This is a genomic window from Pseudochrobactrum kiredjianiae, from assembly GCF_030362795.1.
Taxonomy (GTDB): Bacteria; Pseudomonadota; Alphaproteobacteria; order Rhizobiales; family Rhizobiaceae; genus Pseudochrobactrum; species Pseudochrobactrum kiredjianiae.
Window position 1 is genome coordinate 1 of record NZ_JAUCBM010000027.1, and the last position, 18,607, is coordinate 18,607.

At 47.8% G+C, this 18,607-nt stretch carries 7 protein-coding genes and 4 pseudogenes; 8 read left to right on the forward strand and 3 right to left on the reverse strand.

Features of this window, described 5'->3' with window-relative positions; genetic code table 11:
• On the reverse strand, positions 1–4,726 hold a 4,726-nt coding region (locus tag QUF18_RS19710; protein WP_289388974.1), incomplete at its 3' end, for an autotransporter-associated beta strand repeat-containing protein.
• Positions 4,727–5,376: 650 nt separating this feature from the next.
• Here QUF18_RS19710 and QUF18_RS20535 point away from each other — a divergent pair.
• Positions 5,377–5,655 (forward strand): hypothetical protein, encoded by a 279-nt coding sequence (locus QUF18_RS20535; RefSeq protein ID WP_434547426.1) that lies wholly within the window; start codon positions 5,377–5,379, stop codon positions 5,653–5,655.
• Here QUF18_RS20535 and QUF18_RS19715 read toward each other — a convergent pair.
• Positions 5,545–5,789, reverse strand: a pseudogene (locus QUF18_RS19715) (ATP-binding protein); the annotation flags it as partial. The gene QUF18_RS20535 and the pseudogene QUF18_RS19715 overlap by 111 nt on opposite strands.
• 312 nt (positions 5,790–6,101) lie before the next feature.
• Between QUF18_RS19715 and QUF18_RS19720 the strand changes: the two are divergent.
• Positions 6,102–7,727 carry a hypothetical protein gene (locus QUF18_RS19720; RefSeq protein WP_289388976.1) on the forward strand — a complete coding sequence of 542 codons (1,626 nt, stop codon included), beginning with the start codon at positions 6,102–6,104 and terminating at the stop codon, positions 7,725–7,727.
• 159 nt (positions 7,728–7,886) lie between these two features.
• The gene (locus QUF18_RS19725) at positions 7,887–13,055 is read left to right on the forward strand and encodes an RHS repeat domain-containing protein (RefSeq protein ID WP_289388978.1); all 5,169 of its coding nucleotides are present in this window, start codon (positions 7,887–7,889) and stop codon (positions 13,053–13,055) included.
• A gap of 227 nt (positions 13,056–13,282) precedes the next feature.
• Here QUF18_RS19725 and QUF18_RS19730 read toward each other — a convergent pair.
• Positions 13,283–13,967: pseudogene (locus tag QUF18_RS19730) on the reverse strand (IS6 family transposase).
• Positions 13,968–14,171: 204 nt separating this feature from the next.
• Here QUF18_RS19730 and QUF18_RS19735 point away from each other — a divergent pair.
• From QUF18_RS19735 to QUF18_RS19755, 5 genes and pseudogenes are all read left to right on the forward strand, one after another.
• Entirely contained in the window at positions 14,172–15,173 is a 1,002-nt protein-coding gene (locus QUF18_RS19735) for a hypothetical protein (RefSeq protein WP_289388979.1), read from the forward strand.
• Between the two features lie 173 nt (positions 15,174–15,346).
• Positions 15,347–16,067 (forward strand): annotated as a pseudogene (locus QUF18_RS19740) (IS6 family transposase).
• A 130-nt stretch (positions 16,068–16,197) separates the two neighbouring features.
• Positions 16,198–17,067 (forward strand): hypothetical protein, encoded by an 870-nt coding sequence (locus tag QUF18_RS19745; RefSeq protein ID WP_289388980.1) that lies wholly within the window; start codon positions 16,198–16,200, stop codon positions 17,065–17,067.
• Positions 17,068–17,199: 132 nt separating this feature from the next.
• Positions 17,200–17,337: pseudogene (locus tag QUF18_RS19750) on the forward strand (IS6 family transposase); the annotation flags it as partial.
• A gap of 62 nt (positions 17,338–17,399) precedes the next feature.
• Positions 17,400–18,589 (forward strand): IS3 family transposase gene (locus tag QUF18_RS19755; protein ID WP_289386482.1). Its coding sequence is split into 2 segments (ribosomal slippage): positions 17,400–17,652 and positions 17,652–18,589, totalling 1,191 coding nucleotides; the frame shifts between segments, so codons are not numbered across the junction.
• Positions 18,590–18,607 lie beyond the last annotated feature (18 nt).

Here is an 18,607-nt window from a genome sequence, read left to right on the forward strand (position 1 = left end):
TGATAAAGGTATCGACATCTTGCTTCATGGCCGTGGTGGAACGACTGGCTTCAAAGCGGTTATGTGCCCCTTCAATCCGCCCCCAGATGCCACGGGTATCAATAGTCGCATCGGCAGGCACAAGCGGTGTACCTATTGCATCAGCACCTTGCTCAATCACCGGATTGGACGCTCCGCTCCAGTAGCGATTGCCGACACGTTGCTGCAGGGTTGGCAGCTTGTTGAGCGCCTGCATGGTCTGCCCATAGCCTTCATAGACTGGCGTGCCGGGATTATAATCCGGCCCGTCGCCATCTGTGCGCTCACTGCGCAGATACCAGTTACCATCATCCGGTGTGCTGACGCCGCCTTGGTGCAAAGTATAGGCATAGGCACCGGCAACAACCGCTTGCCGGCCGTCTTTGGTTGGTGCGCCTGACAAGTTGAACTGGCCGTTCGACTGACCGGCAATGGTGATGATCCTGATACCTTCATTGGTCTGTGCACCAAGACCACCGTAATTATTCACTTTCACCGTTGTCGTGCCGGATGTATCACCACCAACCTTCAAAAGATCGGTTTTGGAATTGTCATCACCAAGCACAGTGTTCAACATGAGCGTGCCGCCACCGATATAATTGCCGGTCACACTTAAGGTTGTTCCACCTGCTCCGCCAAAGTCTGTCACGCCACTATTGGCAAGCGAGGTCATCGCGGTATTAAAACCATTGAGCATCAATGTAGCATCTGTGCCGATTGTATAGGCAGACGCGCTGCTCAGGCCACCCTGCGCGCCCTGTTTGAGGGTTCCACCGTTGAGCATGGTTGCACCACTATAGGTATTGGCACCAGAGAGTGTGAGCATGCCGGCACTGTTTTTAGTCAGGCCACCATCACCCGAGATTGCACCAGAGAACGTACTGTCGAAATCCTGACGAAGCGTCAGCGTACCGGTTCCAAGCGTCACCGCACCACCACCATCTTTGCCGTCGAGCAGACCTGCTACCGTGGTATTAAAATCATTCAGATCAGCCGTTGCACCGGCATTGACTGTCAAGCGACCCGAGCCGAAGGCAGTATCTGCAATCCCGGCCTGCGCGGTGCCTTTCTCAATCGTCAGACCACCGGAATAGCTGTTATTGCCGGTGAAGGTCGTCGTGCCTGTTCCTTGTTGCAGTACTTCCCCCTCACCGCTGATAGCCCCCACAAAAATCACTGCATCTGAACGGTTGAAAGCCAGGGTGCCATAATCATAGGCTGTGCGAGCCAGCACCACATCGCCGTCGATACTCCCGCTATTACCACCATCGCCAAGCTGTAAAATGCCTTCGCTGACTGTAGTACCGCCGGTATAATGGTTCTCACCCGTCAGGATAAGCGTGCCGAAATCAGTCTTGTTGACGCCTTGAGTGCCTTGCAACTCAACTTCGATCGTTGCCGTAACATCCTTATCCACACGGATGATCGGTGCGACATCATCTGCAAGCGTCAGTGCATCCCCTTCAAGACGATAGCCATCAGTGGAGAACTGCATACCATTTGCACGGATCGCACCGCCGCTATTGTTTATCGTTACGATACCAGGAGACCCTGTAAAAATAGCAAAATCATCGTCTCTCCAAACACCGCTGATGATACCAGTGATTTCGGTCCAGTTGGGATCTGCGTTATTCCAGACGCCGTTGCCGCCATTGATTGTGCCATTGCCGTGCTTGCTTGCGTCACCACCATTCCAGAAGCGAAGGGAAACGCCTGAGGTACTTACCAGATTGATCTGATTGGCGATATTCGTCTGCAGAATCATTTGCGATATATCCCCACCCGGCACTGTGCCAAGCACGAAACCGTTATTCGTGAGCTTGCCATCATAATCAAAGATACGGTACAGACCGGGGCCGAAACCGCCCTGATCTGTCACATTCAGAGTGCCATCAAGTGTCAGATGACCTTTGACATGAAACAGACCATTGGTTGAAGGCGCTCCAAGCGCGACATTGACATTGTTTCCTGCCGCCATGGTCAGGTCCTTCTCAAAGGTCAACACCTGACCTTCCTGACCAACCAGATTGGCTCCGCCTGCATCCAGCGTGGAATCACCCGTAATGGTACCATCACCGCCAAGACTGGCATTGGCCATCACTTCCACAATGCCGCCAAGTTTACCATGCACCAAAAGCGTACCACTGCTTACCGATGTTTTGCCGGCAAAGCCGGAACTATCACCATTCAATGAAAACGCTCCCGCGCCTATCTGCTTCAACAGGCCTGAACCACTCACAACGCCGTCAAAATTCAGCCTGTCAGAATGGTTAAAGGCAAGTGTGGCATTCACATCAATCGCCGCATTGCCTTTAAAGCTGCCTGTCACATGGCCATCGCCAATCTGCAAAACACCCGCTGAAACTGTGGTGCCGCCAGCATAAGTGCTGTCAGCCGTTAAAATCGTGGTGCCAAGACCGATCTGCGAGACAGAGCCGCTACCGGAAATAAGCCCGTCAAAAGTCAGGCTATCGGAGCGGTTAAAAGCCAATGTTCCGTTATTGGTCACATCTCCGGTAATGCTGCCGGTCGTTGCGGTATTGCCCAGACGCAAAGTACCCGCAGAAATCACAGTGCCACCGGAATAGGTATTGTCAGCAGTAAGAGTAATGGTATTTGCGCCCTTCTGCTCAATACCACCTGTGCCGGAAATCTTACCTTGAAAAACAAAATCATTCGAGCGGTTGAAGGCAAGTGTGCCTTTCGTCGCGTCATCTGTGCCCGTAATGACATCACCGGTTACATTGCCATTTGTCCCGCCATCCCCAATTTGGAGAACACCTTGTTTGATTGTCCAACTCGCAGTGGTTCCTGTCAGCGTCCAGATACTCGCTCCATCTTTCACATTGCTTTGAAATCCGCGATATTGCGCCGTGCCTGTGGTTACGGATGTTACCTGACCAGCAAATGTATCATTATCATCACCACCAAGAATAAAAGTATTGCCGGTTCCTTGCGCAACGGCATCACCAATAATGTTTGAGCCAGCGTGGAGTTCAAGCGTGCTGGCGCCTCCCGTAAAACTGATTGCAAATGCACGAGTAACACCATCGCCTGACTGGCCACCGCTTAGAGTGCCGGAATTAATAACTTTGCCATCGCTACCAGACAGCAAAATACCATAGCCACCTAAACCTGCTGTGCCGAAAGTGCTACCGGACGCACCACCATTGCCTCCACGGCCACCTGTGACAGCCCCCCCATTGGTAATAGTGCTACCTTGATTGGCTGTTATGCCATTTCCGCCCAAACCACCAATGCCTGGCGGAGGGCTACTCGCATCTGTACCTGGCTGCTGGCCGCCATTACCACCATTGCCACCCTGAATGGTGCCGCTTGTATTAGTTACGGTACTTGTATCACCAAGCACCAATGCGGCAGCACCATTGCCGCCATCGCCACTATCGCCAAAAGCACCACGATTGGAGTATCTAACAGCCGCGAAGGGATCTCCACCTTTACCACCATTTTTACCATCCCCACCCGTAATTGTTCCGCCATTATTAATTACGCTGTTATTCATACCGGATAACTGCACGGCAACACCACCATTACCACCAGCACCGCCATTTCCCGAGGTTAGCCCACCGATAGCTATTGATTGGGTTGTACCGCTACCACCACCATCAGCGCCAGCCGCACCATTTCCTCCTGATAAGTGTCCTGTATTAGTTATGGTTGCGGTTGCGGAAAAGTTAACTGCTACGCCACCATTCCCGCCAACACCGCCAACACCGCCAGCACCGCCGGAGGTCATGCCACTACCGCCATCACCACCCTTGCCACCCTGCCCACCGATACCACCGTTGATCGTGCCATCATTATTCAATGTACCGCCACCTGAAACACTGACACCATCACCCCCATCACGACCTTTACCGCCAGCAGCGCCCTGCCCTCCACTGCTGGAAACACTCCCAAGCTGGCCATTGGCGGTGCCCCCGGCACCAGCATCGCTACCAGCACCACCAGTACCACCGCTGATTGAACCAGTGTTTGTATTAGTTATAACTATTCCGTCGCTAAATATTGCTGCTGTTCCTCCCCCGCCGCCATTCCCGCCTGAGCCGCCATTGCGTGTCATCTCAAATGCCGCGGAAGTAATATCCTTCCCATCTGTCCCCTTTCCCCCGTTACCGCCATCACCACCGTGGATTGTGCCAGAATTTGTGGCAGTCGTAGCACTCCCGTAATAAACGCCTACCCCCCCGTCACCACCACTGCCAGCACTGCTGCCGCTGGTATCATCTGGAGCATTTGCGATGATACCGCTGCCACCTTTGCCACCATTGCCGCCATTGATTACAGTCTTGCTCTCAAATGCAGTATCAGTGGAAACAACACCGGTACCGCCGCTGCCACCCCCGCCACCACCACCAGCATTTTGATTTTGCGATAGAGTGCCATTCGCCCCAGCGCTGCCATCGCCACCGGTAATCGGCGTAGAAGAAGCCGGATCCGCAGTTGAAGCCCCTAAGCCGCCGCCCGTTCCGCCCACCCCTGCACCAGTCGTTGTGCCGGCACCGGCACCGCCATCACCGCCGTTGCCCCCAACGCCATTTGTACCCGTTGCACCGCCAGTACCATTCGTCCCATTAGAAGATTTTCCGCCATCCCCGCCGCTACTTTCTATATTTGCGGCCCAAACATACCCGATCTGGCCGAAGGCCAAAGTCGCAACACCAGTAGCACCCCATATAGCCAACATAGCAGCCGGTTGGATGGCTTTCTTAAGTGCTGCAGGAGAGACTGAATGCGCTAGAACGACCATAGTATCAATGAAGATAAAAGAACGCGTATTCGAAAATTTTTTAAATTCGGACAATTCAATTTCCTCGCAAAATATAAATTTAAAAATATCTGGTATTTGCAACGCAATAATCACTACCTGTCATTGTGAGCCAGTTAGTTCAGCAAAACGGAATATTAGGTGGTCACAGTCGTACAGTTTAAGAAGGGGGCTTATTCAACCGCACTTATGAGACTATTGCTGTCGTGCCATCCGCTAATGTAGTTATGATATCGTCATCGCGTGCACGTTGGGTTGGAGCGTCTTGTAATTGGCTACCAACGCGACGGGCGACATAGAACGTCTGAAATTGTGAGAATGCAATTTATCAGCCGCATTGCAAAAACTGACTTTCAAAGTGCTATCAGGCAATACAGCCCCCATAAATATAGTTAAAAGATAATTATATTAATTGTATTATTAAAATTTTATATTTCAGTCTCTATAATATAAAAATTTCTCTGTAATATCAATACTGCATCAATATAAGTTTATAACAATATTTATACTAATTTAAAAATTTAGGAATGACATAGATAGCGTGTCTGCGGTTACTTGATCTACCATTGTTGCAGAGCTTTGATAAGGTTAGCAACAGGACGGCGATTAAAACGCCATTCACACGCATTGATAGACAGGTGAAACTGCCGTTGTGGAATGTAGTTTTAACCCAGCAGATGACGCTTGATTTGGTTCAAAAAGCGTTGAATATTTTCCAGTTTTTGTGCCCAGATTGGCTATGTTTTTCTGTATTTGAAGCGGTATGTATCGTTACTGGTTTTCAGAATATGACAGTGGTGAGCGACACGATCCAGCAAGGCCGTTGTCATTTTGGCACCACCAAATAACTGACCCCATTCTCCGAAATATAAATTTGTAGTGATGATCAGCGATGTTTTTCGTCGAGCAAGCTGATCAGGTGTAACAGCAAAACACCACCGGATAGCATCCTCTTCAAGCCATCCAGTTCACAAATAACAACCGCTAACCATTTCAAGTCTTTGCGGAGCTCGCAGCATAATTGTGTCCAGAGATATGCACGCACCTAACCGAATAAAAATTTGCGACAGAACCCGACGGTAAAGGGAGGCGTGAGCTTCGGTCGTCACCCCTTATCACTACTGATGTTTACGCTTCGGTTAAGGTAACGATGCCGTCAGATCCCCTTCACAGCCCAGTTAACTGCGTCTGTGTCATTGCTGATAAATATAACAGTATAAAATACTATCATTAGCCATATAAATTTAAATTCGGATCAATAAAAATATTCATTACAATAAAGAGATAGCATTTCATGATTGATGAATCACATTCAATTAATGACCCCCTGTGGGATGGGGTAAAGCTTGAGGGCAATTATTTGCTTCCTTCACAGCCCATAGTTATTTACGGTAATGGATTGAATATGTTTCAGCTAAGGCTGTCGTTCATTCCAACATCTAATGGTCAATCAATATCAGTTTCTCGTGAGGCGCTGTATAAATCCGTAACTTTGCTGAATTATAATTCTAATGGTTCTCAGTTACAAAAACTTGATATTGCACCAACAATTGATACTCTACCTACATTTTCGGGTTGGGCCTATACAGAAACACCCAATGAATTCCTCACCACTCCCGATTTAGGATTCAGCCCCGAAGAAAATGCTGCTAATCCGGACATACAACATGTTAATCTCTATGTTTTGTGCAAGACACACAATACAAAGCAGATCAAAATAGGATTTAGCATAACTCCGACACATGGCCCCACCGTCACCGATGACGAAGATAGTCAGGATGGTCACAATGCAGTTGTTACCGCGCAAGCCACGGCACCGATCACTTATCTATCAACCTCTTTCGCATCAGCCTGCCAGCTCGTTCGCCACCCTGACGATAGTGATGACTTTTCTCCTATAAGGCCACTTTCTCGAGGAGATATCTGGCGTCAATATAACTTTAATATTACTTTAAATGGATATACTGATAGGATTTATTACCGTGTTCATCCGGACCTTAAGAAAGATTATTTAGGTGGAGGCTATCCAGATGGATTAGCACCTTATGCCTATACGACTATCAGCGGCTACAAGACTGCCGCCTATATCTGGCCACACGACGCCAAGGTAACTCAGATGGTCGAGATCCCTAGCTATTGGAATGGACTGGATATTGATATTGGCCGTGAAGAGAACTACTCGATAAGATATACATTGCTATTTTACCCCAGTCTGAACGGTCATTGGGACAATTATCTTAGTGATGAAGCTCTGAATTATATCGTTACAGTTTACGATAAAGATGGAAATTCTGGCACATTCTCTCCGTCGACAAGCCTACCAAGCTACACCAAACTAACCACTTCTTCCTCGAACAGTCCTCCGTGGTCACCAGTCACACAGCCTTCGAGTGCTTCCGGTACCAGTAAGCAGCGCCCTACCGTTCGTCCTATGTTGATAAAGGCACCATCAGGTCTCTATTTATGTGCTCAAATGAATGGAACGCATCCGACAGAAAATTGTATCGTTAGAAAATTTATTTATTCGAATAATTTGATATATCAATGGAGCCTTCCAGCTCTTGATGTTGTTTGGGATGGGCCTCATCAATACATACAAAACATTAGCACTTTGGAATTTATAAAAGAAACATCTGAATCCTATTCGAATAATGGAGCATTAGGTAACAAGGTAACATGTATTGAAACAGATATGCACTATGATCATCGTGCAGAACTACGTTATATATTTAGACCAGTCTGGTTGTCTCAATCTTTTGCAATTTTAAATGAAGCTAACGGACTCTATTTATCGGTAGATACAACCACAGCTTCGGATGCATCGGGAAGCTATTATAATGTTTATCTTGGACCATATTCTGATGCCGGGATTGATGCTCAAAATGGAACAATGGTCTGGTTTATTTCTGATGTTTCCTGATTTTCTGTAAGAAGTCTGAGTATATTTTGTGTACAAGTACAGGTTCGTTTCCTAGCGTTTTTTTGATTGTTTTTTGACTGATCCAGTATGTGTCGTACTCAGTCTGAACCTGGGCTCTCGCTCTGATTGTTTATTTTTCTGCATAGTCGCAGGCGCCGAGTGGTTTTTTCGCTGCTCCATGTTGAGCTTGTGAATGACTACCCAGCGAGGTTGGGTATTTTAAGCAACACTTTATTCGAGGTCATTATGAGTGCGCAGCCTTCTTTTTTTTCGCAGGCTTATAATTTTTCGAGTGCAGTTTCTGGTGGTGTCGACCCCCGTACGGGACAGTATAACATCAATTTAAACCTTGCTAAGTTGGTTGCGAATAATCAGTTGGGTCCTTCATTGCCGCTGGAACTCAGCTATTCACCAACGATGACCGATAATCTTGGTTTTGGGATTGGTTTTTCGTTTGGGCTTACGCAGTTTGACCGGAGTTCCGGGTTGCTCAACCTCTCAAATGGCGAGCAATATTATGTTGATCAATCGGGATCATCACTGGAAATAACCGAGAACAAGCTTAAATCGGTTTCGATTGAGAAGGCTGTTGATTGTTACCGGGTGACTTATCGTGATGGTACGGTCGAAGTTCTGACCGGGCCGGACATGGCCGGCTCTTTAAAGCTGACGCAGAGTATCGTTTCACCAGATGGCCATTTTGTTCGCTTTCAGTGGGATAGTGCTGATCGGCTAACAGCTATTGTTGACGAAGCGGGGACATCGTTGCTGGCGATCAATTACCCCAATAGTCAAAATCTCAACACAGAGTTTTCTATTCTGCCCGGTCAGACGGAAGGCTATAATATCTTTCTGACCATTGATGACGGCTATTTGCAGCAACTGCAATGTGATGCACTTGGTACAACGGATAATTCGCTGATATGGATTATTGAGTATAGCGATATGCGTGCACCGGGTACATGGAATAAATGGGCGACAAAACTTGTTGCTCCAGGCGGCCTGACAGAAGAGGCCATTTATGTGCAGGATAGCGCCGGACATCAGTTTCCGTCATCCTTCACAGGCATGCAAAACACACGCATGCCTTATGTGACGTCTTTTACGACAACGCCCGGCGGCGGTCAGGCAAAAATGTTGACGACTTATAGTTATAGCGATAATAATTTTCTTGGTTATGCCTCTGGCGTGATGCCTCAAACGACATCGGATCCGCTCTATAATTGCACGTTTGACTATCAGTATTCCTCTGTTGAAACACATAGCGATGAGGATGGAGTTCAAACCACTGTCACGAGAACTTATAACTGTTTCCATCTCCTTGTTAAAAAGGAAACTGCCAGACGCGGTCACGTGGTTAGTGTGGAGACGGTGTACTATGCCACGCCTGGCACAGGTTTTAAGGCACAGGTTCCCCAGTTTCAAAGTCCTCAATTGCAAACGACAACTTGGAGCCTGACCACGCAGAAGAACGACCAGCCGGTTACCCTATCTCGCGCTCAAAAGGTGGCAACAAACTATGATGACTTCGGCAATCTGTTGTCACAGGAAATGTTTATAGAAGATGACACCGACAACTTCGTGTCGCAGGGCAAGACTACGCGCGAATATTATCCCGCAGCGGGTGAGACGGACGACTTGGATAATGGAACAGGATGCCCATCAGATCCTAATCTTTTTAATGTCAACAATGATATTCCTTGTCACCTGAGGCGCGTTACGACGATGCCAGGCCAGTCCGATTATGCAGATACCAGCAACAGCATTACTACATATCGTTTTGCAAAATATGATTTTCCCACTCAAACTAAAGCGGTGAATGACAGCTATACACTTTTCAATGTTGAAGAACGGCATTTATTGAGCGCGCAACTGCTTGCTAAAATAGACTCTGGCTATGCTGATGCTGGCAGTGAGTTTGGAAGGTTGAATTCCTCGATTAATACGCATTACCCGGCCGTGGATCATGGGAAGCCAACAGATGGCTTTGCAGCAACCACGACAATGACTACGACAATTGTCAACGACCAGATGGTACGCAGTACAACAGTTACTACCCATGATGGGATAACAACCACAAATGCATCAACTGCCTCACGCTTTACCGGCAAAACGATAGAGACGGTTGATGCGATGGGGGTAAAGACACAAGCGGAATACGATCCGTTAGGCCGTGTTATCTCTCAAACCAAGGCTGCCGACACCGTATTCGCCAACAAGCGTACCTTTGACTATGCAATCGGTAGTCTCGCGACGATGCCTTACATTATCACTGCCACTGATGCACTTAGCAACCAGGCTCGGGTCAGCCTTGATGCTGTGGGTAGCGCAATCAAGGGTGAGATCAAAGTTAGTCACAAACAGAACTGGCAGACCTTGCAGACCCGGACGTATGATAATGCCGGACGTCTTGCGAGCGCGACCAATCAGGATTTTGAAGCATATGATACAGCCGAAGATGACTTCTATGCTTCATTGACGACGACACAATCCTATGACGACTGGGGACGCGTTTACTGTCGCGTGACACCTAACGGGGTTAAATACTTCAAATCCATTGATCCCATCACGTTAACACAAACTTCCTACAGTGAGAGTAGCACGCAGGATCCGGCAACTGGACAGCCCCTGAAAACCAGCAAAACCATCACAAAATACGATGTCGCTCACCGACAGATCGTAGTGCAATTTTTTGCTCGCGATAATCCGTCTGACGACAATCCCGATTATCTCACCACATCACACTATGATGGTTTAAATCGCCTGCGTAGCAGCACTGATGCCGTTGGGCATACAACCACGTTTGTTTATGATGCCTTTGGCCGTACTGTAAAAACGACCTTGCCTGCGGTCGTTGGAGAAGGAAATACGATCGTAGCGCGAACCTACAGCAGTGATACACCTGCTACTACATTGACCGATATCCAAGTCAATACAGTTTCTATGGGGACACGGGTTGTTGATGGTCTGGGGCGGATCACCCGTCAAACCTCTGGTGGTCGTACGCTTTACGCGACCTACACGCCAATAAGCGGCAGCCTAACGGCCCCGGCCAGTATCACTTCCGCTTACAGAACAACAGTGAACTGTTATTATCAACCAGAACTAGGTGGCAAGTTGATACGAACTGAGCTGGTACCCATACCCGGCTCAACCGATTTAAACATGAACTGCTACGATCGTGACCCTGTAACTGCAGCCCTCACATCAGCGAAACATTATGTCAAAGGTCGGGTGACGACCTCTCTTCAAAAGAGCTATGAGCCCACAGGCCGACTTTCCTCTGAAACGTTCTCGCAAGGTGGTGGAGCAACAAAATATAGTTACACGACCGCCGGGAAACTTTGGAGTTACACCGACGTGACTGGCATTGAACAGAAAGTCACAACACGCGATCTATTGGGCCGACCAACGCGAGTCACGGAAAGGGATGTCCAGCTTGATCTGAGCTATGATATTTTGGGGCGCCTTTACCAGTGGAAAGCGACCGACTTGACTGTTATGCCGCAAGTCACTCTAACCACGACCATTGAATGGGATACACTCGACCGGGAAAGCCGGCGCACTGTCGCAAGCAGCGAGGGCAAAGCATGGTGTCAGGAATATAGCTATTACAAGAACCATCATCTAAAAAGCAAAAGCCTCAAACGTGGAGTGACCGGAGCGGATCAAAAGAGCTTCTCATCTGTTCGTGAGGAGAGCTATCAATATGACGCCCGTAATCGCCTTACCATTTATGCATGCGGTGGCAGCGAACTGGTTAAGGATAGTAAAGGCTTGCCTCTTATCAAACAGAGTTTTGCTTACGATGCTTATAACAATATCAAAAGTATCGCCATCCAGTATCAAGATGGCTCAACCGATACGATAACTTGCTTATATAGCACTGAGGACATCTGCCAGCTTAAAACCGTCACACATACACATAAGGCCTATCCGGCGCAGACAGATTATTCCTATGACGCTGCTGGCTGCCTTATTGATGATGGAACAGGCAGAACTTTCACTTATGATACAGGCCTTGCACCCGGATATCTGCGTTCTGTCACTGCAAATGATACGACGACAGCTTTCATCTACGACCCTTTGAATCGGCTTATTCAGGAAGGTGACACGTCCCTCTATTATCGTGGAGCAAAGCTGGTCAATCAGATTGATCGCCTCAACAACAAAACACGTTTCGTCCCCGGTCCGCAAGGCAATTTGGCGCAAGTGCGTGAAGGGACAGGTGCTGGTGTCTGGCTATCTGGTGCCGATGCGGCTGGCTCAATCCTCAGCATGGAAAGCAATGGAACCCAACAGACGTTAACCTATGGCCCCTATGGTGAACAGGACAAAGCAACCTCAAATAACAGCATTCTGGGCTATAATGGTGAGCGCAAAAGCAATGTGCTTGACGGCTATCATTTAGGCAACGGTTATAGGCTCTTTAGTCCCGCTTTACGACGCTTTACCTCACCCGACAATATGAGCCCCTTTGGCAAAGGCGGGATCAACCCCTATGTCTATTGCGCTGGCGATCCAATCAACAACACCGACCCGACCGGACATCACTTCCTGAGGAAGGTCGTAAAACACGAAATCAAGAGGATCGAAAAACACGTTAAAAAAACGGTCAAAACTATCGAGAAAACTGTCGCGAATGCCGTGGAGCATCCAATTCGCACCCTCGTCGTTGTTGCAATTGCTGTGACCCTGGACGCCGCCACTGATGGGATCGGAGACGCTTTTGTAGAGGAAGGGGAAAGCCTGACTACAAAAGAAACCGCTGAAGTGACTGATAAAAAGATCGCCAAAGGCGCTGAGGATGCATCCTCACCCCATCCAAAACCCTCTGCGCCGCCTGAGGAAATAACCCCATCAGCACCTCCCGAAGAAATAACACCCTCTGCGCCGCCTGAAGAAATAGAACCATCTGCGCCGCCTGAAGAACCCCAAGAACCAAAATTGGAACATCAAAATTTACAAGGAACGGATAATACCCCTCGCCAACGTGATTATCGGGATGTAGATGACGGAGATCATCAAGCTGTTGAATTAGAAAACCATCCCGGTGAAGGCATACGGGTACCAAGAACGTTCGAACAAGCAGAACGATTGTGGAGGGACATGGGGGATCGGAATGATGCCATAACGAGATTAAATGATCACATTCTTGCTAATGAGGATTTTATAACTAATGTAAGAGAGCAGAATATCGTTGGTATTGAGCCTATGATGCAAACCATGAATGGCTGGAATGCTGCTCATAGAGCGGATATAAGTCGCTATGAAGATCAAAATAATGCAAGTCAAGTAGCACTGACTATATTTTTTAATAGCTTATAGCCAAATTAAATAACTTAATTGAACCGTTAGAATTGTAAGCGTTTCATAAAACGGTATGTAAAGTTACGAGAAGACACGTTTACTGTCAATGTTCATACAAAAATCTCTCGGATTGACGTTGCCCCAAAGTTTATTCGGTTTTGAGTTCGCTTCATCGGTTTTTGTTTCTGTTGAGCTCTGTCGCAAATTTTTCATTTAGTTAGATGCGTGCTTATCTCTGGACACAATTATGCTGCGAGTTCGGCAAAGACTTGAAATGGTGAGCGGTTGTCATTGGCGAACTGGTTCTTGCGGATCATACGGGCTACTTCGATGCCTGCGAGAGTCGCTGAGGCTGAATGAAATGCCTTGAAGCCCAACATGTGTTTGGTAATCCGCTTGATAATCCGGTGATCCAGCTCAAAGATGTTGTTGAGGTATTTAATCTGCAGGATTTCAATCTTCTTGCTGTGTACCGTGATTTTAGGATTGTTTTTACAGCTTGTACTCCGGCCAGATTGACTCCGCTTTTATCAATGACAATTTTGTCTGGAATATGATTACTGGCGATGGCTTTATGAAAGAAACGACGTGCAGCACAGAGATTTCGGCGTTCTAAGAGCATTAAATCAAGAGTTTGTCCGTCACGATCAACCGCCCGCTACAAATAGGTCCATTTGCCTTTGACCTTAATGTAGGCTCGTCAACACGCCAGGAACTGCCCGTGGGGCGTTTGCGCAGCTGAGCCTACGCGGCGATCTGAGGAGAGTAACGAACAACCCATCGGTTCAAGACGGCATGATCAACAGATATGCTGCGCTCGGCCAGGATCTCCTGAAGGTCACGATAGGAGACGGGGTAGTGTACATAAAAGAGGACGGCATACAAGATGACACTTTTGGGGAAATGAGCCCCTTTGAAATCAACCGCCATCTCTTCTCACCTCAATCAGCTACGCACATCAAGGGTGGCATAACTCAACAGAAGTAAAAATTGTGCGACACAACCTATCAATGTCATGGACCGAAGCACGTTCACGCTACGGTTAACGTTACACGGCCTGAGAAACATGAAAATAGTTACAGTATAATCTTTCCAAGTCGTGACGTATGATTAAATTTTTATATTAAGGTTAAAATGATGTTTTTTACAAAAAAATTTTTATGCGTCTTACTTTTATTGTTCGTCGGAGGCGAAGCTTTTGGCAACTCTGTCCCCTCGACAACAAAACTCGAAGGGCGGCCGTCCAATGTACCTGAAAACTATTTCGCAACGCCAGGCGGATACGTCCATCCGAAATGTATCGTAACCGTCGAAGACAATGAAACGATAAAAAGCAATGGAACGATTATAAGAGCAGACGGGTCAGAAAGAAGTATCGCGGACTGTGATCATATAAAATATACGAAATACGGAAAGGAGATTGGCTCCATCGACTCTGAAATTGATGTCGACAATCGAGAAATCGGGGGATGGGAGGCATCGATAAGCCATCAATTACAGCGTGACAATGGTGTCCACACAATTATCGGAGAGTGGAGTGTTCCACATAATCCACGGTCAGTTGGGCGCCAAACTCTGTTTTTATTCAATTCAATTCAGACTAATGATAGCATTATAATTCAGCCTGTCTTAGGCTTTAATCAGGCAGGAGCAGAGGGACCTCAATGGTCTATTGCCAGTTGGGCTGTCGGTCCCAATTTATGCACGAATGGATATTGCAAAAGTGTCAATACAAAGGTTCAACCCGGTGACATCATAAAAGGGACCCTTACGCGGGACATACCCTTTGGGACCGACCCTCAGACCGTGAAAAAATGGCGTATAACCATCTCCGTACTGAGAAACGGCGTCGAAACAGGATCGCAAAGTCTGAATGTTGAACTACCCACCAGCAATTATAAGAGTTTTGACGAGGCCGTATACGAGACTTATGATGCGCAAACATGCGGCCAAATAATTTTCCTAGATAATTTCTCAGAGTTGCAAGCAAAATTCATAACCAAAAAAATAGCATGGAGGCATGGTTATCCCAGTTTAGGCCAAGCTGAAGCTTTTAATTATGATCGCAAATGTGGCGTTGAAACAAAAATAAGCGAAGACTGGTCAAGCGAAATATATTATGGAACACTCAACTGAATAACGGCATCGAAGCAGGTTTAGGCACTGTATGTCTGGATGGCGCCCGTCTGGCAAGTGTCTATTCCTTGATGATTGTGCAGAGTAGGTCGGGTCAGGGTTCTGTCACAAATTTTTTACTCCTGCTAAACTATGTCCCAGTCAGTGTATGTCATTGAGGAAGGCTGAAGCGGATGACGGTTGATTTCAAAGGGGCTCATTTCCCCAAAAGTGTCATCCTGTATGCCGTCCTCTTTTATGTACACTACCCCGTCTCCTATCGTGACCTTCAGGAGATCCTGGCCGAGCGCAGCATATCTGTTGATCATGCCGTCTTGAACCGATGGGTTGTTCGTTACTCTCCTCAGATCGCCGCGTAGGCTCAGCTGCGCAAACGCCCCACGGGCAGTTCCTGGCGTGTTGACGAGCCTACATTAAGGTCAAAGGCAAATGGATCTATTTGTATCGGGCGGTTGATCGTGACGGACAAACTCTTGATTTAATGCTCTTAGGACGCCGAAATCTCTGTGCTGCACGTCGTTTCTTTCATAAAGCCATCGCCAGCAACCGTATTCCAGACAAAATTGTCATTGATAAAAGCAGAGTCAATCTGGCCGGAGTACAAGCTGTAAACACAATCCTAAAATCACGGGAAACAGCAAGAAGATTGAAATCCTGCAGATTAAATACCTCAACAACATCTTTGAGCTGGATCACCGGATTATCAAGCGGATTACCAAACACATGTTGGGCTTCAAGGCATTTCATTCAGCCTCAGCGACCCTCGCAGGCATCGAAGTAGCCCGTATGATCCGCAAGAACCAGTTCACCAATGACAACCGCTCACCATTTCAAGTCTTTACCGAGCTCGCAGCATATTTGTGCCCAGAGATAAGCACGCATCTAACCAAATGAAAAATTTGCGACAGAGCCACGAAACTGCAGTTCGCACTTATCCATCAGCACGGTTTCTTGAAAGCCCGTTTCGTATATCTCGGATATAATGAGTTCATTTGTAATGAAGGCGTTTTTATCGGAGATTTTTATGGCAGAGATATTTGAATGGAAGTCTGATGCTGATCAGGTTTATACGGAAAGATATGGTTCGCAAGTTCAGACCGGGCGGGCATCTGATTTCAACAAGCATGATAACAGATACTTTATCATGGATGCGGATGGCTGTGAGCTGGTTTTACAAGCCAACCAAGATACCCAAACCGGACTAACATGCTGGCCAAGTCCGGAAAGTGATTTAGGGCAGGGTACGTATCCCACTATTTATGTGCGCCGCGGCATTTTAAAGGCTCAAGGCATGGCACAGTTCAACTGTGGTGCGATGAATGATCCTTTCTACCCGAGGCTTATGAAGCTGGCTGTCGAGGATGATGGTCATTTTGTTATTGAAGCGCAATTCGTTTATTTTTCATCGCTTAAGATAGATTTTGCTGACCAACCTAAAGTTTCGATCAGTGGTAATGCATTGTTTGATGTTGACGCGGATTATATTTTTATGCCTTCGGGTCACATAAATGTTGAAGATAATGCTATAGTAAATTTTTACGCAAATAAATTTTATGCCCATTTGGAGGCCTTCATGCCTAGTCTTGCTCTTGCGCCGAGGATTACACTTGGCGAAGGTACTCCTACTGTGCAGTTTAATGGCAAGTCACCAGATTTTCCTGTGATCGATTTTATTCAAACAGATTTTATTGATGAGGGTGTATTTAATTTAAAAAGTGGCACTAAGGGGAAATTTGTCTTTAAAGGTATTGATAATGCATTCCAACGTACGGCGATGCTCAATAAGAAAGTAATTGCCGTTGATGGTATTACTGATGCAAATTATGTATCCAGAAAACTTGATTTAAGAAATGATATTTTAGATGGCAATTTAACCGTTAGTCTTATATATTAAATTTTTTAATGCTGATGCAGGAAATTTTTTTAATGACTGCATCAGCACATATGTCACTGTGTATTTATACGGTGTTGTCACGTTAAGCGGTTTGCGGTTGCCTGCGTGCCAGGTTGGTCGTAAATTTCGGTGATGCAAACACCAGTTATCAATTTCAAACGCCACCGTTTTGCACCGCAGATCATTGCGCACGCCGTTTGGCTTTACCTGCGGTTCAACCTGAGCCTGCGTGAAGTTGAGGAAATGCTTCTCGAGCGTGGGATGGACGTTGACCTGCCACTGAGAATTTCCTCCAGAATGGATTAGAGTCCGGCCCGATAAAGGACGGACGAATGAAGAAGCAGCGATTTACGGAAGAGCAGATTATTGCGGTGCTGAAGGAGCAGGAGGCAGGCATGAAGGTGGCCGACCTGTGCCGCAAGTATGGGATTTCGGACGCAACATTTTATAACTGGAAAGCCAAATACGGCGGTATGGAGGTGTCCGAGGCGAAGCGCCTGAAGGCACTCGAAGAAGAGAACGCCAAGCTTAAGAAGCTGTTGGCCGAGCAGATGCTCGATGCCGCCGCACTCCGCGAGCTTCTCGCAAAAAAATGGTAGGGCCTGCCGCCAAGCGTGACGCCGTTGCACATCTGAAGGACATAATGGGTCTTTCGGAGCGGCGGGCCTGCCAGATTGTTTCGGCTGATCGCAAGATGATCCGCTATCGGTCCTGCCGACCGCCGGAGGTCGAATTGCGAGCAAAGTTGCGCGATCTCGCCAACGAGCGACGGCGCTTCGGCTACCGACGGCTGTTCGTCCTGCTCAGGCGGGACGGAGAGCCATCCGGCGTCAACCGCATCTATCGGCTGTATCGCGAGGAAGGGCTTTCGGTTCGCAAGCGGAAGGCTCGACGAAGGGCCGTCGGCACGCGTGCGCCGATCCTGGTCGAGGCGAAAGCAAATGCCCGTTGGTCTCTCGATTTCGTGCACGACCAGTTTGCATGCGGGAGACGGTTCCGGATCCTCAATATCGTTGATGATGTGACACGGGAATGCCTGGCAGCAATCCCGGACACCTCAATCTCCGGCCGCCGTGTCGCCCGAGAACTGACGACGCTGATCGAACGACGCGGCAAGCCCGGAATGATTGTCTCCGATAACGGCACGGAACTCACCTCGAATGCCATCCTGGCCTGGTCGAAGGATCACAAGGTTGAGTGGCACTATATCGCGCCAGGAAAGCCTATGCAGAACGGCTATGTTGAATCCTTCAACGGTCGGATGCGCGACGAATTGCTCAACGAAAGCCTGTTCTTTGGCCTCGATCACGCCCGCAGCGCCATCGCCCAATGGGCCGACGATTACAACAATTTCCGGCCACACTCGTCGCTGGGATACCAAACCCCGGCAGACTATGCTGGATCCATCGCCGCAACCGGCTCCAACGCTGCGCAAGATGAAAGCTTGGCGTTTCCGCCGGTTGCTACCAACACGCCAATTGGCGTAGTCAAAACCGCCGAGGCTCTAATCGCCGTTGGATGAAAGTTCAGTGGCAGGTCA